Annotated in this window: 20 protein-coding genes; 3 read left to right on the top strand and 17 right to left on the bottom strand. The window is 53.0% G+C overall.

The window, feature by feature from the left end; all coding sequences use genetic code 11:
* Positions 1–588: 588 nt before the first annotated feature.
* The 4 genes from MED297_RS01475 to MED297_RS01460 all read right to left on the bottom strand — a co-directional run bounded on the left by MED297_RS01475 (position 589) and on the right by MED297_RS01460 (position 4,031).
* Positions 589–1,866 carry a cyclic di-GMP phosphodiesterase gene (locus MED297_RS01475; protein WP_008041689.1) on the bottom strand — a complete coding sequence of 426 codons (1,278 nt, stop codon included), beginning with the start codon at positions 1,864–1,866 and terminating at the stop codon, positions 589–591.
* 78 nt (positions 1,867–1,944) lie between these two features.
* Entirely contained in the window at positions 1,945–2,151 is a 207-nt protein-coding gene (locus MED297_RS01470) for a hypothetical protein (protein WP_008041687.1), read from the bottom strand.
* Between the two features lie 153 nt (positions 2,152–2,304).
* Complete coding sequence (locus MED297_RS01465; protein WP_008041685.1) at positions 2,305–3,021, bottom strand: LytR/AlgR family response regulator transcription factor; 717 nt, start codon at positions 3,019–3,021, stop codon at positions 2,305–2,307.
* Entirely contained in the window at positions 3,018–4,031 is a 1,014-nt protein-coding gene (locus MED297_RS01460) for a sensor histidine kinase (RefSeq protein ID WP_008041683.1), read from the bottom strand. Before MED297_RS01460 ends, MED297_RS01465 begins: the two co-directional genes overlap by 4 nt.
* A gap of 181 nt (positions 4,032–4,212) precedes the next feature.
* Here MED297_RS01460 and argH point away from each other — a divergent pair, with 181 nt between their 5' ends.
* On the top strand, positions 4,213–5,607 hold the full coding sequence (gene argH, locus MED297_RS01455; RefSeq protein WP_008041682.1) for an argininosuccinate lyase: 1,395 nt from the start codon (positions 4,213–4,215) through the stop codon (positions 5,605–5,607).
* A gap of 192 nt (positions 5,608–5,799) precedes the next feature.
* The gene (locus MED297_RS01450; protein WP_008041680.1) at positions 5,800–6,693 is read left to right on the top strand and encodes a hypothetical protein; all 894 of its coding nucleotides are present in this window, start codon (positions 5,800–5,802) and stop codon (positions 6,691–6,693) included.
* Here the strand turns inward: MED297_RS01450 and MED297_RS01445 are convergent.
* The 11 genes from MED297_RS01445 to hemC form a co-directional block, all read right to left on the bottom strand.
* Entirely contained in the window at positions 6,680–8,764 is a 2,085-nt protein-coding gene (locus MED297_RS01445) for a sensor domain-containing diguanylate cyclase (protein ID WP_008041679.1), read from the bottom strand. The two genes, MED297_RS01450 and MED297_RS01445, sit on opposite strands and share 14 nt — an antisense overlap.
* Before the next feature lie 49 nt (positions 8,765–8,813).
* Complete coding sequence (locus MED297_RS20945; protein WP_008041677.1) at positions 8,814–11,741, bottom strand: GGDEF domain-containing phosphodiesterase; 2,928 nt, start codon at positions 11,739–11,741, stop codon at positions 8,814–8,816.
* Positions 11,742–11,972: 231 nt separating this feature from the next.
* Positions 11,973–13,082, bottom strand: a complete 1,110-nt coding sequence (locus MED297_RS01435; protein WP_008041675.1) for an ABC transporter ATP-binding protein — start codon at positions 13,080–13,082, stop codon at positions 11,973–11,975.
* Between the two features lie 14 nt (positions 13,083–13,096).
* Positions 13,097–13,978: a carbohydrate ABC transporter permease gene (locus MED297_RS01430; protein ID WP_008041674.1), complete on the bottom strand. Its 882-nt coding sequence runs from the start codon at positions 13,976–13,978 to the stop codon at positions 13,097–13,099.
* Positions 13,975–14,895, bottom strand: a complete 921-nt coding sequence (locus tag MED297_RS01425) for a carbohydrate ABC transporter permease (RefSeq protein ID WP_008041673.1) — start codon at positions 14,893–14,895, stop codon at positions 13,975–13,977. The genes MED297_RS01430 and MED297_RS01425 overlap by 4 nt, the downstream gene beginning before the upstream one ends.
* Before the next feature lie 223 nt (positions 14,896–15,118).
* Positions 15,119–16,366: an ABC transporter substrate-binding protein gene (locus MED297_RS01420; RefSeq protein ID WP_008041672.1), complete on the bottom strand. Its 1,248-nt coding sequence runs from the start codon at positions 16,364–16,366 to the stop codon at positions 15,119–15,121.
* A 379-nt stretch (positions 16,367–16,745) separates the two neighbouring features.
* Complete coding sequence (locus MED297_RS01415; RefSeq protein ID WP_008041671.1) at positions 16,746–17,231, bottom strand: GAF domain-containing protein; 486 nt, start codon at positions 17,229–17,231, stop codon at positions 16,746–16,748.
* A complete protein-coding gene (locus tag MED297_RS01410; protein WP_008041670.1) occupies positions 17,224–18,402 on the bottom strand; it encodes a heme biosynthesis protein HemY in 1,179 nt (392 codons plus the stop codon). The genes MED297_RS01415 and MED297_RS01410 overlap by 8 nt, the downstream gene beginning before the upstream one ends.
* A complete protein-coding gene (locus MED297_RS01405; RefSeq protein ID WP_008041668.1) occupies positions 18,399–19,520 on the bottom strand; it encodes a uroporphyrinogen-III C-methyltransferase in 1,122 nt (373 codons plus the stop codon). The genes MED297_RS01410 and MED297_RS01405 overlap by 4 nt, the downstream gene beginning before the upstream one ends.
* 20 nt (positions 19,521–19,540) lie before the next feature.
* Positions 19,541–20,281, bottom strand: a complete 741-nt coding sequence (locus tag MED297_RS01400) for a uroporphyrinogen-III synthase (RefSeq protein WP_008041666.1) — start codon at positions 20,279–20,281, stop codon at positions 19,541–19,543.
* Positions 20,281–21,222: a hydroxymethylbilane synthase gene (hemC, locus tag MED297_RS01395; protein WP_008041664.1), complete on the bottom strand. Its 942-nt coding sequence runs from the start codon at positions 21,220–21,222 to the stop codon at positions 20,281–20,283. The genes MED297_RS01400 and hemC overlap by 1 nt, the downstream gene beginning before the upstream one ends.
* Positions 21,223–21,480: 258 nt before the next feature.
* Here hemC and MED297_RS01390 point away from each other — a divergent pair, with 258 nt between their 5' ends.
* Entirely contained in the window at positions 21,481–22,740 is a 1,260-nt protein-coding gene (locus MED297_RS01390; RefSeq protein ID WP_008041661.1) for an ABC transporter substrate-binding protein, read from the top strand.
* A 21-nt stretch (positions 22,741–22,761) separates the two neighbouring features.
* Here MED297_RS01390 and MED297_RS01385 read toward each other — a convergent pair whose 3' ends face one another.
* Together MED297_RS01385 and parC are read right to left on the bottom strand one after the other, a co-directional pair.
* Positions 22,762–23,031 (bottom strand): late competence development ComFB family protein, encoded by a 270-nt coding sequence (locus MED297_RS01385; protein WP_040556380.1) that lies wholly within the window; start codon positions 23,029–23,031, stop codon positions 22,762–22,764.
* A 120-nt stretch (positions 23,032–23,151) separates the two neighbouring features.
* Positions 23,152–25,395, bottom strand: a complete 2,244-nt coding sequence (gene parC / locus MED297_RS01380) for a DNA topoisomerase IV subunit A (protein ID WP_008041657.1) — start codon at positions 25,393–25,395, stop codon at positions 23,152–23,154.
* Between the last annotated feature and the right edge of the window lie 60 nt (positions 25,396–25,455).

The raw sequence follows: 25,455 nt of genomic DNA, 5'->3' as shown, positions 1-25,455 counted from the left end.
ATCTCCTTGATTGGATAACAAATCGTCAGTCAGGTTGTGTTGGCGTGGCTGTGATTGTCCGTTGATTCAGTCTTATTTTTTAAAGGCCGTTCCGGCTCATATACCGGAAAGCATTAACTGGCAGTCTAATCAGTAACCGCATTAACTCAATCACCACATCGTCAACTTTTTACTGACAAACTTCCGACCTCACAATTTTCTCTGAAACTAAACTACAGAACGTCCTTTTAACGGATCCACAGCCCGCTTACGCTTTCAACCCGGACTATTTCTCCATTATACGCCGATAGGCAGCGCCGTCCGGGGGTCTTGTTTGACCCTTATCAAGAATATGACCGCTGTTAATTCCAAAAAAAGCTATCAGAAAAATTGGATATAAGATTTCCTGACAAGGCGTCCTGACGTCAAAATACAGGCCGATTTGTCAATTTTTTCAGGGCATTTTGCAAAATGAGATTGTAGTGATATTACGAACATATCGTCCGTTTCAAAGCTTTTCGGTAAGTTCACAACATCGCTATACAGAATACCGATAGTCACTATCCTGTAAGCTTATGTGCAAGATTATAAAGGTAGATTAGAGTCCGATTACCCGGAGGCAGACGGACTGATGAAGTAACCGAGACGATCTTCCAGACCCAGGTATTCCTGAACTTCCTGTGGATACTCGCCGGGCTTCAGCGCGTGCCGGATCGATAAGTCCTGATTATCCGTCAAATCGATCATCAGGGCCTGCTTGGCGGGAATGTCCGGATTATAGATCAGCACCCGGGGCGACAGCAGGGCTTCACTGCGAACCGAGATAACCACAGCAATGGAGTCATCGTTCATCTGCACAACGGTACCCGGCGGGTAGACGCCGAAATGACGAACAAACTGATGAATCAACTGGCTGTCGAGTTTGGTTTCAAAATCGGAAAACAGCTTCGCCATGGCGGCTTTCGGTGACAACGGCGTAAGCGGCACCGACGGGTTACACATGTTGTCGTAATGGTTGGCAATCTGCAGGATCCGGCACAGCGATGAAATGTCGTCAGCATCGCTGGTCGGGGGGTGCCCTGACCCATCCAGATACGCATGATGGTGGGCCACCATTTCCTGCACCTGATCGCTGACAATGTCCAGCCGGGTCAGCATTTTCAGGCCGTGACCGACGTGCGTCAGAACGACCTGTTTTTCCTGCTCTGACAGATGGGTTTTCTGCAACAACGGGGCCGGCAACATGATCTTGCCGATATCATGCAACATGCACCCCACACCAAGGTCGTGCAGTTGAGCTTCGGACAAGTTCAGCTGCTTACCAAGGGCCAGTGCCAATACCGTCACGTTCAGTGCATGATGTTGACTGGAGAACTCATCCGAACTGAGATTCACCATACTGATGACAATGTTTCCGGTCTCGGCCAACATGGCCGTGATGTCGGTAATCACTTCGTCGGCGTCCCGGATGGCATTTGCCGGAGCCAGTTTCAGATTACGGATCACATTGCCGATCCGCTTTTGAGTTTCCCGGTAAGCTTTGGTGGTGCGTCGATGCTCTTTCTTAAACCCTTCTGCTTCGGCCAAACTGTCTTTTTTCTGCTGCCACAGGGTGTTCAGGTCGGCATCGCTGTCAGGCACGTCATTGCCTTCGGGGACTAATGGCGGCGGGGATTTCAGAGTTTGTAAGGCGTCGGCCTGAGATTTTTTGGTGATAATGCGAACCCGGGACAACCCGAGCTCACGAATCTGCCGAACCTCACGGGTATTTTTAATGCGGAATCTGGGGAACAGGAAGGGGTGTTGAGACCAAGCCAGTTCCAGATCAACAAACAACCCCGGAACCAGACGTTCAATTTCAATGTAGAACGATTCTTTTTTCAACACTCATACCTGCGGTGCCTGATGCATGCATCAACTAAGATAGTGGGGTTCGGGTAACACGCAAGCGCGTGTCAGAAATGATCAGATTGGGCGCGAGCCGTATTTATTTTCCGGTTTCTTCGGAATATCGACTCGGCGACCTTTTTCAATCTTCTCGACAGAACCACCCTGCGCCAGAAAGGCTTCAACTTCGCTGGCCATCTGGGTGCGCAGTTCTTCATTGGTTTTCGGGGTTCTTGCCAGCTCGGCTGTGGTGATTGGTGCATCACTCTTCTTAGTCGATGTCATCTTTTTAACTCCCAATACGCTTATTATCGTGCCACTTTTGACACTTTAACAGTTCGACCACTGAGTTATAGACCAAAACGGGAAAAACGCCAGTAATTTGTCTGCCCGGAACGTCATCAAACCCGAGAGCGGCACTAAGTATCAACCGATGATTCAATCGAAAAGTGCGCGAACTTCCCGGGCATGTCGTCGGCTGACGGCAATGGGTTCCTCAACCCCCCGAACCCGAACCCAGTAACCCCCTTCGTGATCCCGGTAAAGCTTCTCAACGCGGGCCCGGGCAATCAGTGTGTTGCGGTGCACACGAACGAAACTGCTGGCAAAGCGTTGTTCAAGCGCTTTCAGGCTTTCATCCACCACCCGCTCACCATGCAGGCCGAACAGCATGACGTATTTTTGCTCGGCTCGGAAAAAATAGACGTCTGACAGCGGCCAGATCTCTTTTTCACGACCATGCTGTACGCTGAGGCTGTCCACCTGCTGCTGCGTGTCGAGCGCCTGGACCTGCGCCCGGTTCAAGCGGCGACAGGTATGTAGGGCATCGGTTAATGCCTGCCGCTGAATCGGTTTTAACAGGTAGGACTGAGCCCGCACCTGAAACGCCTCCATGGCGTGGTCATCGTAGGCTGTACAGAAGATGATGGCCGGAGGCTGTTCCTGCTGCTGCACGCGATCAGCCACAGAGAGGCCATTCAGACCGGGCATACGAATGTCCAGCAGTAACACATCGGCCCGAAAATCGTTGAGCTTACTCAACGCCTCTTCACCACTGCTGGCCGTTGCAATGTTTTCCACATCATCTATGTCCTGCAGAAACCTCACCAGTCGCTCACGAGCCAGAGGCTCATCATCGACCACCAATACTCTCATGTACCCTCCTGTACCGATGAGCGCGGCAGTACCACGGTCACCTTATATAGTCGATCGCTTTGTTCTACCTGGCAACGCGCCGCGTCCCCGTACAGCACACTGAGCCGATGCCGGACATTATCTAAACCCACGCCGTGTCCGGTGTGTCCCGGTCGGGTTGGATCTATCGGATTTTCCACCATCAGAGTGGTCACCCGGGGCGACTGCAACACCGATACCCGGATGCACCCACCAGACGGTTGCGGTGCAATACCGTGCACAATGGCATTTTCAACCAGAGGTTGCAGACACAGCACCGGCACCGCCGCTGACGGATCATCAAGCGATTCCTGCCAGTCTACGCTTAGGCGCTCCCCTAATCGCCACTGCTCCAGCTCGAGATAGCCCTTCACCAGATCAATTTCCTGCTGCAGAGCACAAAAGCTGGAGGTTTGGCGAAGATTGGCCCGGAACAGGGTCGACAGATTTTCAACGGCGTCTTCGGCGGCCTGCGGTCGCGTGGCGATCAACTCAGAAATGGTGTTCAGGCTGTTAAACAGGAAATGAGGCTTGATTCGAGCCTGCAAGGCGTCAAGCCGGGAACTGACTTCGGCCTGATTGTTCTCAATCACCTGCTGAAGTATCTGGAAGTAACGCAACACCATGGCCGCCAGTATCGAGACCGCCAGCCCGAGCCGGAAAAAATGGCCGACGCTAAAGGCCTGCGGGCGGACCAACCAATAGCCTAATCCAATCACGGTTAACCCGGTCACCAGTATGACCACAAAACATAGAAGCCAACCGGTGCGCAGACTGAAGCGGGACAACAGTGGGCGCAGCTGACACAGCGCGGCGGCGCTGAGCAGCACAATCCATTGAACGGTGATGCTGCGTAGTCCCAGCTGAGCCCAGCTGAACGGTAGCTCCGTCAGCGTCCAGACCAGAACACACAGTTCAGAGACCAGGATCAACAGCAGTAACGGAACCGTCTGGCAAAGATTGGGGATAACAAAGGCGTTTTTTGTACTCAATGGGCACGCACTGTCAAAATCTGGTTTCTTCAACTGTATTACAGTTACGTCAGTTGACCAATCATTTCAACCACCGGTCACAGAACGCTCGATACAGTGTTGCCGTATCTACAGGTGATGTTTACGGCCATTTCCCTATAATGAGCGCTGTTTTTAATCCAATAACTGTCAGGTGAGTCTTATGAGTCAAACCAATTCGGCCTGGGGTGGCCGATTTTCCGAAGCAACGGATGCCTTTGTGGCGGAATTCACAGCCTCCATCGGTTTTGATCAGCGACTCTACCGGCAGGACATTGAAGGGTCCATTGCCCACGCCACTATGTTGGCTGAGTGCGGTGTCCTGACCGACGAAGAAAAAAACGCCATTGTTCAGGGGCTGAACGAGGTCAAAGATGACATCGAACAAGGCCGCCAGCAATGGTCGGTCGCGCTGGAAGATGTGCACATGAACGTCGAAGCCGCACTGACCGCTAAGATCGGCAGTGTTGGCAAAAAACTGCACACAGGGCGCTCCCGTAATGACCAGATTGCCACCGATATCCGCCTGTATCTGCGCGATAACATTGACCATCTCAGTGCCGAGCTGACACGTTTGCAACTGGCCCTGATTGAACTGGCCAAAGGCGAAGCCGACACCATCATGCCCGGCTTCACGCATTTGCAAACGGCGCAGCCGGTGACCTTTGGGCATCACCTGCTGGCGTGGAACGAGATGCTGCAACGCGACTATGAACGTCTGCAGGACTGTCGCAAACGGGTCAACATTATGCCACTGGGGGCGGCTGCTTTGGCCGGCACCACCTATCCGATTAACCGGGCCCGCACCGCTGAGCTGCTGGGTTTTGATCGCCCCAGCACAAACTCGCTGGACTCGGTTTCGGATCGCGACTTTGGCATTGAGTTTACCCACGCCGGCGCGCTGATCATGATGCACCTGTCACGCATGTCGGAAGAACTGGTGCTCTGGGCGTCCGCTCAGTTTGACTTCATCGACCTGCCAGATCGTTTCTGCACCGGTTCGTCGATCATGCCGCAGAAGAAGAATCCGGACGTTCCGGAACTGGTACGCGGTAAATCCGGTCGGGTGTATGGCCATCTGATCAGTCTGTTAACGCTGATGAAGTCACAACCCCTCGCTTATAACAAAGACAACCAGGAAGACAAAGAGCCACTGTTTGACACCATCGATACGCTGGCGGGCAGCCTGCGCGCGTTTGCGGACATGGTGCCCCACATTCAGGCGAAGAAAGACTCCATGCGCGTTGCAGCAGCCAAAGGCTACTCCACGGCAACGGACCTGGCAGACTATCTGGTGAAGAAAGGCTTGCCGTTCCGCGATGCGCACGAAGTGGTCGGGGCGTCGGTAGCGTTTGGCATTGAACAGAAAAAGGATCTCGCTGAACTCAGTCTGACCGAACTGCAGAACTTCTCTGACCTGATCAGCGAGGATGTCTTTGATGTCCTGACGCTCGAAGGCTCCGTTGCAGCGCGCGATCATATTGGCGGTACCGCACCGTCACAGGTACGCAAAGCCTGCGAAACAGCGTTGACCCTGGTTAAGAGCCGAACGGCGTAAGTATTCGTTATTGTGCATCGCGTCCGTTGGCGTAAAATAGCGACGCATTTTGACAGACACCCGAGACGCCAGCCTTCACAGTCAGGGCTGGTGTCACATTGACTCAGGTGCGCACTGTCATCCAAACCCGTCGTTGATGCGTTCTGCCTGCGCCAACCGCCGCAAAACGCACTGTGAAGAGAAGCCCCATCCATGCGAAGCCTAAACCGATTTGTCCACCGACTCTGGATCGGAGATTTCAGTCAGGGACAGGCGTTCTGGGCCATTTTGATTCCAGCCCTGCTCCTGCTCAAGTTCAGCATTGCCATGCTGTCGCTGATGAACGTCATCGCCGATCCGGTTGTATCCACGCGCATCTGGCTACCCATAGGCTTGGTTTGTTTCATCATCCTGCTGCCACTGCTGTTCGCCGCGACACTGAAGTCCATTTGGATTGCTGCACAGCAGTTTAAAGGCGGATACCAAAGCCTGTTGTTAGCAGCCGCGTCCGCTGGGTTGATGTTTCTGGTGGTGTCCGATCTGTACGAACATCGTAGCGTCGTACAATCGATGTGGCAGATCGCCCTGAAGCAGGACGATTTTTCGCTTCAGCTGAAGACGACAGAAAACCGGTTACAACTCAGTGGCGCCCTGACCTACGACAGTACTCAACGCGTCCGCACGGTGCTCAATCAATCTCCACAGATCGACACGGTTGAACTCGACTTAAGCGGTGGTCACCTGCACGAAGCCCGTCAACTGTCCGCGTTGATAACCCAGCGGCAACTCAACACGGCAGTGCGAAACGAGTGCTCCGGTACCTGCATGTTGGTGTTGGTGGGCGGTCTGAAGCGAACTGCCTGGCCGGAATCGACCTTGCGTTTTCATCGGACGATAGGCTACGACAATGGCTATCGCAGTGAATGGACCATAGAGCGGGAGCGACGAGCCGATCAGCAACTGTATGCACGACGCGGTGTTTCTGAATCTTATTTATTCCCAATATTCTATCCGCAGAAAAACGATGCCTACCTGGAACCGGGCCTCGACGTTTTAAAGAATACCGGCGTACTGACACACCTGGCCGACGCAACTACTCCAGCGTAAATACGTTGGTCTCGTCAGACAACGCATGATCCGTGGCAATGGTAAGCATCGACAAAACTTCTTCCAGCGTTTCGCCGTGTTCCGGATAAGTCACAATGCCAATGGCCGGTTTAGCATCAACTGTCTGTTCGCGCGCACGCAGTGGCTGAACCGTCAGTTCCGATAGCTGGCGGGCGAAATCAATCAGCGATTCCCGGGTTTCCATCTGCCCCACCAGCAAAAGAAACTCATCGTTGCTCATTCGAATCAGTAAATCGTCCGGTCGCAATCGATTACGCAACCGTTGACCGAGAATCTTGACGACATCTTCATCAGAGCCATAGCCCAAACCCTTGTTAATGTCGGCAAGGTTGGCGATTCGGATCAACAGACAATGGAATGGCGCCTGAGATATCCAACGTTCAAAATGTGCCGGCAAACTTGTCCGATTGGGTAATCCGGTTAGTTCGTCGTGATCCACCATGTGCGCCATCAGTTGTCGGACATCATGCAGCTCCTGCTTGTGCCGACTGACCTGGCCACTCAGTTCAATGGTGCGCCGGAAATTGATTTGGTTGGCAAAGGCAATGCCGATGACCGGGGCAATATATTCAAGCAGACTGATGCATCGGTTGTCGAACGCCTGTGATTGACGAGACTGCAGCGTCAGCAGTCCAATCACCCGATTTTCACACTTCAATGGAACAAACGCGACCGAACGCGCGACGTTCGGTGCCTCCTCCATCAGGATTTCATCTTTAAAGACAAAATCGTTATCAAAGAGTATTCGCCCTTGTTGAATCGCTTTGACAGACCAGGCCCGAGTCTCTGACATCGACAACCGATTACTGGGAATGCGGCGTTCCCCGTCCAGCAGGCAGTCAAAAATCAGTTCTTCATCACGTAACTCACCGATACCAATGATCTCGGCACTGACCCATCCTTCCAATTGTTCGCGCAGACGCGTCAACAGACTGTGTTGATCGAGCGCGGCATTCACCGCCATCGCGATACGGTTAACGGCCTGTAACAAGGCATTACTCTGCGCGAGAATCTGATTGTTCTTTTTGTGCTGCGCCAGTTGCGAGCGCAGTTCATGAAACATGTCATCGGCGCGGTAACGTGCCCATTGTTGGTTGATCTCGGACTCCCGGATGGTGTTGGTCAACCTGGCGGCGGATTGGAAGTGCTCATTGGCCAGTTCATGGCTCAGATGCGCGACAAAAAAGTTAGCCAGGGCCAGGTGAATCTGTTGTTTAAGGCTGAGCGGTAAAGCCGTTTGCGTCAGCAGCTCCGTCAACCAGAAGATACCGCGTTGAGGGTAATCCGATTGCAGCAGATCGACCGCGGCCTCATAAGCCAGATAAAGAATTTGAATGTCACTTTTATTTGCATCTTGCCATAACCGGGTCAATTCTTTTTCACCCTGGCGTACCTTTTGGTATTTACAGACGTAACGGGCACTGTAGTAATCCAATGGCATTCGAAAACGGTCATTGTCCAGACTTAAAATCATTTCACGGCACAACTGCAGCTGTTCCCGGACGGCTCGTTGATCGCCGCGGAAGAACACCAACCGCAACAGCGCGAGTTGGTATTCAGCCAACTGTTGATCCGACACATCCAACCCTTCGCCCAGGGACAGAAGCTCCTGTTCAGCATCGGACCAATAGCCCAGATTCATCAGCGTCTGTGACAACTGCATGCGTACAACAGCGACCAGACTGTGTTCCTCTTCCAGCCGGTTTAGCCAGGTTAAGGCTTTTCGTAGTTGTTCCAGAGCCAACGAAAACTCGCCTTTACGCAGATAGACGGCGGACAGGCCATGAAAGCTTTCAGCAACGCGCTGAATGTCATCAACATCTTTAAACAGGGTGCTGGCTCGCTGATAACACTCGACGGCCGAATCAAAGGCAGACTGGCTGGCATGAGCGCGACCGGCAACCAGATTAGCCAGGGCCATGATGTTGACCCAGCCGTTTCGCCCGGCCCATAGAATGGCTTTTTCAGCCGTCAGGCGCGCCTGCGTTGGGTCCAGATGAGTCTGTTCTATTAGCCCGATAAGGTCTCGTTGCAACCGATCTTGGTTCATACTGTTTTCTGTGGTTCCTGTACTTATTTACTCAGAGTAGACAGCCTGATCAGCGATTTCGCTTCAGCCACTCTTCCACTTCATCCCCCGGGATGGGCTTGGAAAAATAATAGCCCTGGATCATATCGCACCCCAAGCGCATCATTTTTAACAAGGTCGCTTCATCTTCGACGCCTTCCGCAACGACCTGTAACCCCAGATTGTGGGCCATCTGCACGGTCGACTGAACGATGACTTCATTATGGCTGTCGCTGCTGATATCGGCGACAAACGAACGATCAATTTTCAGCGCACTGAGCGGCAAACGTTTCAGATACGACAACGACGAATAGCCGGTGCCAAAATCATCAATTTCCACTTTGACACCCAATGCACTTAACGAATGTATGATCTCAACGGCCCGGACCGGGTCGACCAGAAGCGTCGATTCGGTCAGCTCCATTACAACGGATTCACCTGGTAAGTTATAGGCTTCCAATAAAGCCTGAACCCGATTGGGAAAGTCGTGATCCAGCAGTACTCGCGGTGAAATATTCACAGCCACGTGCATCTGAGGCAGCAATCGTCGCCAGACAACCAGATATTCCAGGGTCGAGCGCAAGACAAAATCGGTGATTTTACGAATACCCTCCCCCACTTCCGCCAATGGAATAAACTCTGACGGCGACAGTTCACCAAACTCAGGGTGACTCCATCGAACCAGAGCTTCAAAACCCGCCACCTGTCCGGTACTGGTCTGCATGAGCGGTTGGTAAGCCACCGATAACTGGTGTTCGGCAATCGCCTGATCCAGACCAGATAACACCGCGATACGCATCGGCGTCGAGTTATCCAGTTGCGGATCAAATAAGACCACTGAACGATTGGTGTGTTTGGCAGCATACATGGCAACATCAGCACAACGCAGCAACTCATGGCCATCGTCACCATGCTGTGGGAACTGAGCCACGCCGATACTGGCTTCTACCTGAAACCGCAGGCCGTCGATGGTGTAGCTTTTGGCCAGCGCTTTATGGAGTTTCCCTGCCAACTCTGATGAGGTTTCGGTGTCGGTATCCGGCAAAAAGAGTGCAAACTCATCCCCACCCAGCCGGGAGAGATAATGCTCACGATCCCCCAACGTTGATGAGATACGGGGACCGATCTCACACAGTAACCGATCGCCAAACTGATGACCGAAGCTGTCATTAATTTCTTTAAACCGGTTCAGGTCAAAAAGCAGCAAACTGGCCCGCTCTTTAACCGGCAAAGCCACCTTAATCCAAGCATGCAGCTGACTGCGATTACCAAGCCCGGTGAGGGAATCGTACATGGCTTGCCGGCGCAGGTTTTCGCGTTGCACCAACCCCTGATGAGCCAACGTCAGTGAGTTTTGCGCAAACTCAAGCAGTTCCCGGTCGGGAAGACTCTTGCGAAAGGTTTGCACCAGTACCAGAAACCCATCTAACGCGGAACCGACCGGCCAGAATACCCGCAGCCGCCCTCGGTAGACGACCATTTCGGACTGCCGGCGTACCTGTTCAAGAAACTCGATCCAGTTGGGTTTGACTATGCGGGTTGCATCCGATGCCGGGCGTCGGTTCATGAGCACGTCTTCCAGCGTCAATCGATGCCACTCCCCTGACACCCATAAAACCCAATCGAGACACTGTAGATTAAAGGTCTGCCGTAACTGGTCTTCGGTTATGCGCATAAAACTGAACTCATCGGCGACGGTGTCGAGATCCCCCAACAGAGTCACCATGCGAGTCAGCTGTTGCTTTTGCTGTTGCAGTTGCAGGTTTTGCTCCCACTGAGCCTCGGCAATGCGCACCTGACGAATTTCCCGAAGCACTCGGATACCCAACAAACGAACCAGCTGCACCACCTGGTCAGAGTTCGACAGCGGTTTCACCGAGCCGAGTATCAGGCACGCCACAACCGATTCGCCATCGTGTTTTAGCGGCAAAACCGATTGATATGGCATCTGATCGTAGAGCGCCTGACTGGCATCGTCGTCGCGACCGAACAGGGAAGTCAGATTCCAGGCCGCCTCATCGAGGCGGTGACCGTGATTCAGTTGAATATGAAAATCCGGAAGCTGCGAGGCTCGACGATACAACGCCCAGCTTTCCCACCAGTCTCCACGGGTGTGGGCAATCAGCGCCAGCGAATCCACATCATCCAGCGCCTCCAGACGACGGCAAAAATGATGCAGAAACTCGCGACCGGACAACAGACTGAGATCGGCCGTCGTCGTTTGGATATCATGAAAGAGCTGATACTGGGTTTGACTGTCCATCTGATCCAGTTCCCGATGCCAGATGGTTGAGATGCATCGCCGTGGCGGGTCATCACTGATGTACAGAACCCTTTCCGTCACGGGGTAATAAACCCCATCTGCAGCTAACAGGCGATACTGCAATGTCATTTGCCGGGAGGTTGTCCGCGTCATGTCGTAGCTGGTCATCAGCATGCGTACATCGTCTGGATGAATGAAATCGATCATCACTTTGCGTGCACCGCGCCCTTCCAGTTCCGCCGGATCGACCCCCAGAAAATCCCCCAGAGCCGGGTTTGCTTGAATCAAGACCCAGCGACCGTCCAATTCGGCCGCTTCATATTGAATGATTGGTGAAAACCGGAAAATCTGAGCACTGACCAGCTGCTGCTGGAACACCACCAGCTGAGCTATTCTTGCAGCGAGCCCTTCCGGTAACTCAACGATATCCTCCAAAGGAGATTGTGTATAGAGGACGATTTCAGTCTGACCATCAGGCCCAGGCAAGCGTTGTACGAGGTCGCTGACGTCACCAAGCGCACACAGGGTTCGTGATTCACCCAACTGAACGTCGTCAATACTCACGCTCAGCCCGATAAGCTCAGACTGCCGGGCAAGCCAAGGCTGCAACAATGGCACTATGATCTCTTGTGCCAGTTCAGATACGGATCGCCAGGCGTCGTCCAGGCCCGGTGCTCTGGAATTGTCAACTAACAACAGGTTTCAACTCTGTAAACATTCTTAACTCTTTGAGTTTAGGGAAGTTTCACAGAAATTCACGCATTCTCTGGGAAAAAGCCCGGATTTGGTCGAGCCAGGCGCAGCGACCACGAAGAAAGCGTGTTTCCCCTTAAAAAAAACGCGGCTTTCGCCGCGTATAAGGCCTGATTTGAGCACTAAGTCAGGCATCTGGCTCACTACCAGCACACAAGAATCGAGGTCAATCCGTTAGATTCGATCTTCTGTTTCGATATCGAAAAACACGGCTTTATCCATGTTAAAGAGAATGTCCATCATCTCACCCGGCTGTCCGGCTTCGGCGGGATGTACACGACACTCACACTCTTCGTCATTAATGCGAGTCAGTACCAGGGTGTCGGCACCGGTCGGCTCAGTCACTTCAATTTTCACCGGTACTTTGGTTACGAACTCGCCTTCCTCAACATGAGGCATCACATGGGTCAGCTGCTCAGGTCGAATACCCAAAATTACGTCTTTTCCAACGTAACCGCTCAGGTCGCCTTGCGCCTTAGGACACGGCAACTGATAAGTGTGACCTTCCGATGCAATCAACACGTGATAATCATCGCCATTCTGTCCCACTTCCACACGCAGGAAGTTCATCGATGGTGAGCCCATAAAGCCGGCGACAAACATATTCGCCGGATCATCATAAACCTGCTGAGGCGTGCCGAACTGCTGGACGTGTCCCGCTTTCATGACCGCGATTCGATCGGCCAACGTCATGGCTTCGATCTGATCGTGCGTCACGTAAACGATGGTGGTCCCCAGACGTTGGTGCAGCTTTTTAATCTCGGTACGCATTTCCACACGCAGTTTCGCATCCAGGTTGGACAGTGGTTCGTCAAACAGGAAGACCTCCGGCTGACGAGCCAGCGACCGCCCCATGGCAACACGCTGACGCTGACCACCGGACAATTGCGATGGTTTGCGATCCAACAGGTTCTCAATCTGCAGCAACTTGGCGACGTTGTTTACAATCTCGTCAATTTCAGCCTTCGGCATCTTGCGGATTTCCAGACCGAACGCGATGTTTTTACGTACGTTCATGTTCGGATAGAGGGCATAACTCTGAAACACCATCGCGATGTCGCGATCTTTTGGTGCCGCATGTGTCATATCGGTGTCGCCCATCAGGATACGACCACTGGTCACCTCTTCGAGGCCTGCGATACAGTTCAACAGTGTCGACTTACCACAACCAGACGGCCCGACCAGGATGACAAACTCGCCATCCGGGATTTCCAGGTCAATCCCTTTCAGAATATGGGTTTGGCCAAAGCTTTTCTGTACGTTATCAATGATTAAACCAGCCATGAAAAAACTCCTAATTAACCTTTTACAGAACCGGCCGTCAGGCCGCGAACGAAATATTTTCCTGCTACGACATAGACAATGACCGTAGGCAATGCAGCGATGATGGCGCCCGCCATATCGACGTTGTAGCGTTTTTCACCGGTGGTGGAGTTCACCATGTTGTTCAGACCCACGGTGACCGGCTGCGAATCCGGATCGGAGAAGACCACACCAAACAGGAAGTCGTTCCAGATCTGCGTGAACTGCCAAATGACGGAAACCACAATAATGGGCGTCGACAGCGGCAGAATGATTCGATAAAAAATCATCCAGAAGCCGGCACCATCCAGCTTCGCGGCTTTGATCAGCTCTCCTGGCAGATTGACGTAATAGTTACGGAAAAACAGCGTGGTAAAGGCGACCCCGTAAATCACGTGGGTCATCACCAAACCAGAAACGGTTCCCGTCAATTGCAATTTACCCAGCACAATCGAATGAGGTAACAAAATGGCCTGGAACGGCAAGAAGCAACCCGCCAGCAACAGGGCAAAAAATATTTCACTGCCGCGGAACTTCCAGAAGCTCAACACATAGCCGTTCAACGCACCCAGCAGCGTTGAAATGGCCACCGACGGAATCACCATTTTAATGGAGTTGATAAAGTAAGGCTTCAGCCCCAGCTCTTCACGAGCACCAATCTGGACCTGATTCCAGGCCGCAGCCCAGGCATCCAGACTGAAGGATTTCGGCCACTCAATGAGCTGGCCAACACGAATTTCATCCATTGAACGGAACGATGTGATGATCATCAGAAACAAAGGCGCCAGGTAGTAAATGGCGGCAATCACCAGTACCGCGTACAGAATCGAGCGAGCGGTGATGTCTTTATAACGGGTATCCTGAACTTTAATACTCATTGTTTTTCACCCCGAAGTTCTGAATAGAGGTAAGGAATCAGAATAGCGGCCACACCCATCAACATGATCATGGCGGATGTCGCACCCATGTCGTACTGACTGCGGGTAAAGCTGAACTGATACATGAAAATGGCCGGTACATCGGTTGCATTACCCGGTCCGCCACCCGTCAACGCCATGATCAGGTCGAAACTCTTAATGGCGATGTGGGCCAGCATGACAAAGGCCGAGAAAAACACCGGACGCATGGACGGGATGATGATGCGGGTATAAACCGAAAACAGACTGGCACCATCCAACTGCGCCGCTTTGATGATCGACGTATCAATACCCCGCAAACCGGCCAGGAAAATAGCCATGACAAACCCGGACGATTGCCAGATCCCGGCAATCACGACGGTGTAGATTGCCATTTGCGGATCGACGATCCAATCAAAGGTAAAACTGGTAAAACCGATGTCCTGCATGAATTTTTCGATACCCACGGTCGGGTTCAGGATCCACTTCCAGACGGTACCGGTCACGATAAACGACAGAGCCATCGGGTACAGGTAAATGGTTCTCAGCGCGCCTTCTGCACGGATGTTCTGATCCAGCAGAATGGCAAAAATAAGTCCGACGATCATACAGATGCCAATGAAAAGCACACCGAAGATACCGAGGTTAAGCAAGGCTCCGTTCCAACGGTCGTTTTCAAAGAGTTTGACGTAATGATCCAGCCCGACGAAATCAAAGGTAAAATCGATGTTTGGGTTCGTCAGTGAAAAGATGGTCATCAATGGCTCGTCCGTCACCGATAACGCGGCAGTCAGGAAAATAAAGCCATAAATAAACACGGTCGTAATTGCGATAGTTGGCGATAGCACCAGTTTGGGCAACCAGTAGTCTATCCCCTTTGAGCGGTTGGATTTCGTCATGCGATTACCGTCTTGTTTGTTATTGTTCAATGACTGAAGTGACGCTTTCCGGGATATCGTCAGCGTAACCTCGGTTCAGTGTAGTCCTACTTTTGCCAAAAACAGACGTACCCGTCGCAGGACCGTCACGTGCCGGCCTGACTGTATTTCAGTTTGGGAGTTCGGAAGCAGGGTTCCGGAGTTTTGATCACCGGACCCCAGGGTCCGGTGATCAGACTGCAACTTACTGCGCTGCGCGTACCGCGCGAGACAGTTTCAGTACAGCTTCATCTGCTGACATGTCAGAGTTGAAGAAGTCTGTTGCTACGTCATAGATGGCACCCTGGATAGCCGATGTAGTCGACATACCGTGCGCCATTGAAGGCACCAGCCCTTCGCCAGAAGCGGAGGTGGCTTTAAAGGTGTCCATAGACGCTTGAGCACAGCTATCAAAGCCGCTCATGTCTTGGTCCAGACGTACTGGAATGGAACCTTTGTTCATGTTGAAGACATCCTGGAACTCAGGAGACAGAATCAGCTCAGCCATTTTCATCTGGGCTTCTTCGTTTTCTGAGCTGCGCTGTTTGAACATCGCCAGAGAGTCGATGTTAAAGGTGAACTCACCTTCAGTTCCTGGGAATGGCAGGCAGTAGTAGTCGGCACCCGGCTGCTTACCGGCCGCAGAGAACTCACCTTTCGCCCAGTCACCCATGAACTGGAAGGCGGCCTCGCCTTTAATGACCATACCCGTGGCTACGTTCCAGTCACGACCTGGTGCGCCCTTGTCGATGTACTGTTTAACCTTGCCGAACTCTTCAAACGCCGTCTTCATGGTGTCGCTTTCCAGCGCCGCCTGATCGTGATCAACGAAAACCTGCGAGAAGAAGTCAGCACCACCAACGGCAAGCACAATGCTTTCGAAGGTAGTCGCGTCTTGCCATGGTTGACCACCATGCGCAATCGGAGTGATACCCGCAGCTTTCAACTTGTCAGAAGCAGCCCACAGTTCATCAAGACTCGTTGGCGCTTTCACACCATGCTCTTCCAAAACGGCTTTGTTGGCCCACATCCAGTTAACGCGGTGTACGTTGACTGGCGCTGCAACAAACTTACCGTCATGTTTCATAACATCAGAAACGACGGCAGGAAGGATTGAATCCCAGTTGTTGTCTTCTGCGACATCAGACAAGTCTGCCAGGAATCCGAGATCACCCCATTCCTGAATTTCCAAACCTTTGATTTGTGCAGAAGCTGGGGCGTTACCAGAAACAGCTCGTGAACGCAGTACGGTATAGGCGTTCTCACCGCCACCACCAGCCACAGCAAAATCTTTCCAGCTGTGACCCGCGTCGTTTACCATTTCTTTCAATACTGCGATCGACTTCGCTTCGCCACCGGATGTCCACCAGTGCAGTACTTCAACTTCGCCAGCTTGTGCTGTCGCTGCGATTGTGCCGCCGAGGGCCATTGCAAGCAGTGTCTTTTTAAACATCTTTGCTTCCTTCTTTCTTGTTGTTGTAAACAGGTCAGAGCCTGATTTTTTGGGATTGCTAAGGTCAGACAGCAGAACCGCTTGCTTGGACAGTGTCCGAGTGCAGTACTCTGCTATCAGGTTAGACTCTTTCACTGTAGCCCTGAGGATGACAGGAGTAACGTCTCTTAGCGCAACGTAACGTAACAAAGTATGACAAGATTGATTTTTGTACGGATTTCAGTCATTTCAGCCTCCGAAGCCGAAACAACAAAAAACCCAAAACCCCTGAATATCAAAGGCTTTCGGCTATAGCGGAGCGCGTTAGTTACGTAAATTAGAAGCAATGCTATGTAACAAGAATGTTACATAGCATTGCAAAAAGAAGAGAAAACAAGGCTCAGAACTGGGACGTTCCAAGCCAGGCGGAGATTTCAGATAAGCCGGCCACATCAGCTTCAGTGAAGTCATTCAATCGATCACTGTCAACATCCAGTACGGCAACGACTTCGTCGTCTTTAAGGATCGGGACGACCACTTCGGACCGGGACTCACTGCTGCAGGCAATGTGCCCGGGAAACGCGTCGACATCAGGGACCCATTGGGGTGTCGCTTCTTGCCAGGCCGTGCCACAGACACCTCGCCCATAGGCTATACGCGTGCAGGCGATATCCCCCTGAAACGGTCCCAGGACCAATTCTTCACCTTCAACGCAATAAAAACCTACCCAAAAGAAGCCAAAGGTCTGACGTAACGCCGCGGCCACATTGGCCAGGTTCGCTACCCGGTTTGGCTCGCCATCGGTCAGTCCCTTCAACTGTAAGAGTAAGTCCCGATATTGGGTTAACCGGTCATCGGATGTTGAAGTTGTCAGTTGTTCAGCCAACGTTGATCTCCTGTGCTTTTTTGGCTTGGAGCTGAGCCAGCTCCCGATAAAGTTTGGCGGCCTGAGCCGTCATCTGCCGAGCATCATAAAGCTCCGCCAAGGCCAGTCCAGCCCCGAGATCGCCCTGCTTCCAGCCCTGTTCCAACCAGCTTTGCGCATTACCCCACAACTGTTGACGATGGTTCAGTATACCGGCCGTACGACAATAGACCGGACCCGGTTGCGCTGGCGGGTTCTGTTCCAGAAACCCGAGCTTTTCGCCATTATCGACCTGCATGTCCAACAGGATATCGGCTTGCTCATGCTGATCCGGACGCTGCAATAACGATTTCGCCCGGCGAAACGCCAGATTGAACTCACCCACTGAGCAGAGATAATCGATTTCGGCACGAACAATACCCGGGACAGTGCGCTGTTTTCTCGAAAGTGGCTTTAACAGGGACGCTGACCGTCCGGGTTCGCCTGCTGCGTCTTTCAGCGCCACCTGAGCCGCTTCCTGCAACCATTGCTCACGTTTCTCAGGTTGCAGCCCGGCGGCTTCATTAACCACGGTCAACAATCGTTCGGCCTTACCAACAGCCATCAGGGCGCGCCAATAATGTTCGCGTAGCCAGGGCACTTGCCGGAGTCGAAACTGGTCTTCCATCAACTCAATAAACTCTTGGTGTTGAGCCGCTTGCACCAGACGCCATGCCCGGATGGCATCGGCATAGGTTTTCATCTCCGGGTCTTCCGTAATCAACTGGCCATAGCGTTCCGGCCAGTCACTCTGATCCATGCCCAGCACCAGTGAAACCGCCGAGGGAAGACGGTCAGAGCCGCCCGCACGGATGACTTTCTGCAAAGACGCCAGCGCGCGATCGTCAGCCCCATGCAGCCAGTGGTCGATTGCCGACGCCGTTTCTTTTTTGGCGACTTTCTGGTCCCGACGACTGCGCAGTTGATTCAGCAGTCGCGCCGGTGCGAGCTTGCGTAACAAAGCTAACAACACAACGCCAAGAATCACCAGCGTCAACAACAGGCCGAGGCCGGTCCAGAAGGTAGTTTCCACCATCCAGCCATTCCAGGTCAGCATCATCACGCCAGAGTCCCGGACCATCATTTGAGCCAGTACGCCACCCAGCAGAAGGGTAAGAGCAATTAATACTATCCAGAGCATCAGTCGGGTCATTCGCTGCCCTCCTCGGCGGTAGCCGCTTCATCCTGAGCAGAATCGTCTGCCGGACCGGCCAGATAATCCTCAATCGCCTCGATGCTGGCATCAATATCCGGCCACTGCGGGTTCAGTACCGCACCCGTCACCTCAGCGAGGGTTGCTTGAATGCCATTCAGCCTAACCTGACTCTGCATCTGCTCGATCTGCTCAACAGTCTGCTGAAGTGCGGTGTCATAGAGCCGCTGATTCCCCGCCAATAAAGCCAACTGCGTCTGTTCAATGAGCATCAGGGTGTGCTGTCGCCAACGTTCAAAGTCACTTTGCAACGCCGGCGCCGCCATGGGGACATCCAGCCGACTGATCACCACAACGTTTTTCAATCCGTGCCAGAAGCCGGATGCCGGGTCCGCAGAGTCCGGTACTGGTTCCTGAGTTTGAGGCTTAGGTGCCCAGCTCAGCTCACGAACCTGGTCAGAGACGGCATCCAGTTTAAAGAAAATTCCGTTTACATCGGCCGAGACTGTGGATTGCAGCGCCAAGATATCCTGAGCTAACTGTCGGCGCAGCGGTAACACCGCGGCCTGATCCATTTGCGCAAGGATCACGTCAGCCGATTGCAGCATGCGCACAGCGATGCCAGCATCGGCATCCAACTGCAATCGTTGTGCAGCCAAACGGGTCAGGGTTAAGGCTTCTTCCAACGGCCAACGATTTTCGGTGCGGTCACTCTGGGCATTCCAGCGCTGGGCAGACTCAACCACCAGCGTTTCCAGATCGTCAATGGCGGAACGCCACTGGTCATCGGTGCGTTCGGCCATGGATTCAAACTGACGAAGCTGAGCCGTTGCCGTTTCTAACTCACGGGCAAGTTGCTGGTTTTGCTGGTCCAGAGCACTCAATGACTGCTGCAACCATTGCCAACCCCAGTAGCCGCCACCCGCAATCCCTGCCAGTACCACCAACAGCATCAGCGCCAGAATACCGGCCGTTCGTCCGCGCTTGACGGTCGACTTGGCTGGCGCAGGACGTGCCTTCTGAGCCGGCGAAGATTTGGATCCTGTCGTTTCTGTTTTCTCTGGTTGCGAGGCCGGTTTTTCTTTTTTTTCTGTAACTGACGTACTGTTTTCTGCCATAACTCACCTGTTTGCTTCGGCTACTGCGAAGCGGTTTCCCTAATCATTGCCTGCAATGCCTGAACGGTCGCACCGGAGGCGACCCGAACGCGACGACACCCTTGGGCCTGACACCAGTCTTTCAGCCTGGGCGAGGAAACCCACCACTCACCCGTCCAACTCTGCCACAGATCCCGACCCTGGTTTAACAAACTCTCACCTAAGAACTCGGAGCTCAACCAAAGCGCGTCGGCGTCCGCTCGGATTGAGGTCATGTATTGAAGTGCATCATTATCAACTGCCCGTCGATAGACGGGCAACTCTGTTGCTATGGCTCCGCGTTCGGTCAGAGTCTGAGCTAAGGTTACCCGGCCACCCTCGCCTTTCACAATCAGCCATTTGTCACCCTGAGCACATTGGGCTTCAGGCAACGCCAACACCTGCTCGGCCGTATGCCCCTGTTGCGGAAACACCGGCGTTAATCCGGCCTCCGAAAGTACTTCAGCGGTCCTCGGCCCATTACAAAGCCAATGCACTCCGCTGGGAGGCATTGGCCAAAACTCATCGAGTGCGGCAACCAACACCTCGGCAGCGGTTGGACTGACACAAACCACTCCACTGAACAGGTCCAGATTCAGCCACTGATTACGATGCTCCGCCGTTTGCGGTAAACCGCTCATTTGCCAGGGATCAATCCAAAGAGGCTCGATGCTTTCTCCGGCCAGGGCTTGTTGCCAGCGGGCCTGTTCCCGAGAGGCTTTCGGGATCAGAATACGACGCATCACTGCTCCGCCAACAGCGCTTGTGCACCTTGCGATAGCAGATCACGCGCAACCATGTGTCCCAGGTCAGTGGCTTGGCTGATCTGCTGAGAAACCGGTCCGGTCAACGTCATTTCTGCAGATGATTTCAGAAGCTTGGAACCGTCAACTGCACCGACCCTGCCTTCGAGTTTCAGCACCTGATCGTCCAACACCGCATACCCGGCAATCGGGACTTCGCAACCACCATTTAATACCCGGTTCATCGCGCGCTCTGCGCTGACTCTGAGCGTGGTGTTTTCATGACTCAGCGGCTGCAGTCGTTCTTTCAACGCAATATCACCTGCACGGATTTCAATGCCGACCGCCCCTTGCCCTACCGCAGGTAAAGACAGATTTCCCGGTATTTCCTGACGAATACGCGCCTGAAGATCCAGACGAATCAAACCGGCACAAGCCAGCACAATGGCCTGATATTCGCCATCATCCAGCTTACCCAGCCGGGTACCGACGTTACCGCGTAAGAAACGAACGTCCAGATCCGGCCGATGCGCAAGTATCTGAGCTTGTCGGCGAAGACTCGACGTGCCAAGCACGGCGCCCTGGGGCAAATCATCGATGGAATCAAAGTCATTGCTGACAAACGCATCAAAGGGGTTTTCCCGCTCGCAGATCGTGGCCAACTCAAAACCGGCTGGCATCTCCATAGGCACATCTTTCATGCTGTGCACAGCCATATCCGCCTCGCCCGCTTCCATCGCCACTTCCAGTTCCTTGATGAACAGCCCTTTGCCTCCGACCTTTGATAAGGCAACGTCCAGTATCTGATCGCCTTTGGTACTGATTTTAACCAGCTCAACCTGAAGGTCCGGGTGATGTTTTTCCAACTCGGCTTTAACAAACTCCGCCTGCCATAAGGCGAGCGGGCTTTTACGGGTAGCAATTCGGACGATTTGACTCATACCAGACGGTTCTCAATGTAAAACTTTGGGGGCAGTGTATCACGCAAGGTCCGGTCATTAACGTCTTCGCCGGTTTTTCCTGGGCTCTTGTAAGATACCATTCACACTTTGATACATTAGGTTACATAGTCGTAGCGTATCCTTTGACCAGGCTCCATGCAGCCAGAATCTGGCCTATGCTAAGGTTAGTGAGTATGAGCTGTCTGCACGCAGATCTGGTCGATCAGAAAACATCAAACAACAACAAGAGAGCACACTATGCGCACATTATTACGACAGGCGGCCGTTATCGCTGGCCTGGCCCTGCCAGTGGTACATGCTGGAGAGGTCGAAGTACTGCATTATTGGACGTCCGGTGGCGAAGCGGCTGCACTGGATGTTTTGAAGCAGCAGATTTCCGCAGAAGGGCATCAATGGCAGGACTTTGTCATTGCCGGCGGCGGTGGTGGTAATGCCATGGCAGAGCTGCAGTCCCGTGTGCTCAAGGGACGCCCGCCCGCAGCTGCCCAGATCAAAGGTTTGGACATACAACGATGGGCTCGTCTCGGCTTCCTGGAAGATCTCAACAATATTGCTGAACAGCAGCAATGGGATAACAAGCTGCCTCCCGTTGTCGCCGATGTCATGAAGCATGGCGACCAGTATGTTGCGGTCCCGGTCAATGTGCACCGCACCAACTGGCTTTGGGTCAATAAACCACTGCTGGATCGACTTAACATCAGCGCCCCTCAGACCTGGGAAGAATTCGATGTGGCGGCTGAAGCGATCCGTGCTGCGGGCTATCAGGTCATTGCCCAGGGCGACCAGCCATGGCAGCACGCAACGTTGTTTGAGACGATTGCGCTGTCCATTGGTGGTCCGGAATACTACCAGGCCGCCTATGTTGACCACGACTTTTCAGCCCTGAAGAGTTCGACCACAGAAGCGGTATTTGAGCGTTACTTCAAACTGCTGAACTGGATTACATTCGACGATCAGAATGAGTGGAACGAAAACACCGCCAAGGTCATCAATGGCGAAGCCGCTTTTCAGATTATGGGTGACTGGGCCAAGGGTGAGTTTAAAAATGCCGGCCTGACGCCACGGGAAGATTACCTTTGTGTTCCGGTCCCGGGTACGGCCGGTCAGTTCCTGTTTAACATCGACAGTTTTGCCATCTTCCAGTTACGCGATGTTGAGAACAGTCAGATTGAAGCTCAGAACGCGCTGGTACAGAACATCATGAGTGAATCGTTCCAACGCACGTTTAATCAAAACAAAGGCTCTATTCCAGCCAGAACGGACATGTCGATGGCGGATTTTGATGCTTGTGCAAGAAGCTCCATGAATGACTTCCTCGCCGCCAGTGCAAACAATGCGCTGAAACCCAGCATCGCACATGGCCTCGCAACCACCGGCACCGTTCAGCAGTATTTTTACGAAAAAATCGCGGAGCTGACCGCCACACCGACGACACCGGCTGATGCGTCCTCTCAACTGGCAAAAGCCATTCGTTATGGCTTATACGTCATTAAGTAATCAACCCTTCAGCCGCGCCAATCAGGCGCGGCTTTTATGCGCCTGAACAAACGAGATAGCGTGATCCACGGCCGATTTCACATCGGCCTCCATCGCCTGGTTCTCAGACGCTGACAGATAGAACGCCATATCCACCGAATAGCGATAATACCGAGACGGCAACTGGTTCAGCGCGACGCAGGCCATATCAATCAATACGTCATCAGATGTGTCGGCGAGGTCTTCACGACGCCCAAGCTCTTCCACCACCAGTTTTTCGTAATAGTTGGATATCTGTGTTTCAAAACTCATGAAGCCTCCTGCAATGTCATAACCATGACAGTTGGTAACCAGATGTCCTGTCTGAGACAGGACATCTTGAGTATAGAGGAGGTTGGCAAAGGGCAATCGAATGATTGCCCGAACAGAGGATTATTTTTCTTCGATGCCCAAACCCGAGACACTCTGGAAGCCTCTGGGCAGTTTATTACCGCGCCGGCCACGCTCACCCAGATAATGCTCCAGGTCGGAACCGCGCAGTTTCAGCTTGCGCTTGCCGGCATACACCAACAGCGTATCGTCGGCGCCAAGCACCACCGCACCGACCATCAGTTCTTCTCTCGCGGCCGCCCGGGACGACGGAATGTTGATGATCTTGTTTCCCTTACCCTTAGCCAACTCTGGCAGATCCCGAACCGGGAACACCAGTAACCGGCCTTCATTAGAAATCGCAGCCAGATAGTCGGTACTCAACTGTTTAACCGGTTGCGGCGGCATCACTTCAGCGCCCTTAGGCAAACTCAACAACGCCTTCCCGGCTTTGTTTTTGCTGACCATGTCCGACAGTTTGCCGATAAATCCGTAACCCGCATCGGAGGTCAGCAGATACTGATCATCCGGATTACCGAGCAACAGGCCTTTCATGGCAGCCCCCGGCGGCGGGTTAAGGCGAGTGGTTATTGGCTCACCCTGACCGCGTGCGGATGGTAAGGTATGCGTTTGCAAGGAGTACGACCGACCGGTGCTGTCCAGCAGAACCGTTGCCTGATTACTCTTACCCCGGGCTGCAAACGCAAAGCTGTCACCGGACTTATAGTTCAACCCTTCCGGTTCCAGTTCGTGTCCTTTACCCGATCGAATCCAACCGCGTTCAGACAGCACCACGGTGACGGCCTCCGACGGCAGGATTTCGGTTTCACTGAAGGCACTGGCTTCCGCTCGGGATACCAGCAGCGTACGGCGATCATCACCATAGGTTTCAGCATCGGCCAGAATTTCTTTTTTGATCAGCGTGCGCATGCGGGCTTTTGACCCGAGAATTTTCTCGAGCTGATCACGCTCTTTAGACAACTCGTCCTGCTCACCACGGATTTTAATTTCTTCCAGTTTGGCAAGCTGACGTAATTTGATTTCAAGAATGGCTTCGGCTTGAACATCACTCAGACCAAAGCGGGCCATCAGCTCTTCTTTGGGCTTGTCTTCCGTGCGGATGATGTCAATGACTTCATCGATGTTCAGATAGGCGATCAGCAAACCATCGAGGATATGCAGCCGGGCCAGGACTTTATCCAGTCGGTACTGCAGCCGGCGGCGAACGGTTTCGGTACGAAACTCCAGCCATTCGCTCAAAATGTGGTTCAACGGTTTCACCTGCGGTTTGCCGTCGATGCCGATCATATTCAGGTTAACCCGAATGGTTTTTTCCAGATCCGTCGTCGCAAACAGGTGATTCATCAGTGCGTCGGTGTCCACCCGATTGCTGCGCGGCTCAATGACCAGACGGGTCGGATTTTCATGATCCGATTCATCGCGAAGGTCGGCCACCATCGGTAGCTTCTTCGCCTGCATCTGCTGTGCGATCTGTTCGAGAATCTTAGAGCCTGACACCTGGTGCGGCAGCTCAGTGATAACGATGTCCGTGCCTTCCTGAATGTACTTGGAACGTAACCTCAGAGTCCCCCGACCACCTTCGTAGATTTTCCGGATGTCCTCTTTCGGGGAAATCAGTTCAGCTCCGGTCGGAAAGTCCGGACCACGAACATGCATCATCAGATCGGTCACTGAAGCATCAGGTTGATCAATCAGGTGAACACAGGCCGCCGCCAACTCTTTAAGGTTATGCGGTGGTATATCCGTTGCCATACCGACGGCAATACCGGTCGTACCGTTCAGCAATACATGAGGCAAACGAGCCGGTAACACGGACGGTTCATCCATGGTCCCATCAAAATTTGGCACCCAGTCAACGGTTCCCTGCCCAAGTTCTTCAAGCAGTAAATGAGCATTTTTGTGCAATCGGGATTCGGTGTATCGCATGGCGGCGAAGGACTTCGGATCATCCGGAGAGCCCCAGTTGCCCTGGCCGTCCACCAGCGGATAACGATAGGAAAAAGACTGCGCCATCAGCACCATGGCCTCGTAACAGGCGCTGTCCCCGTGCGGATGATACTTACCGAGCACATCACCAACCGTTCGAGCCGATTTCTTATACTTGGCGGTGTTGCGTAAACCCAGTTCACTCATTGCGTACACAATGCGGCGCTGTACCGGTTTCAGCCCATCGCCGACATGCGGCAGAGCCCGGTCGAGAATGACGTACATGGAATAATCCAGATACGCCTTCTCGGTAAACTGACCCAGCGAGATGGTTTCGCTGTAATTCTGTTGATCGGTCATGGTGATAATCCGTCGGAAAAAATCAATGAAATCAAACTGTTGAGCTGGCTAGGCCCGTCA

Origin of the sequence: Reinekea blandensis MED297, assembly GCF_000153185.1 — a bacterium.
GTDB classification, from domain to species: Bacteria; Pseudomonadota; Gammaproteobacteria; order Pseudomonadales; family Natronospirillaceae; genus Reinekea; species Reinekea blandensis.
This window is presented reverse-complemented; position numbering and strand designations above follow the sequence as displayed.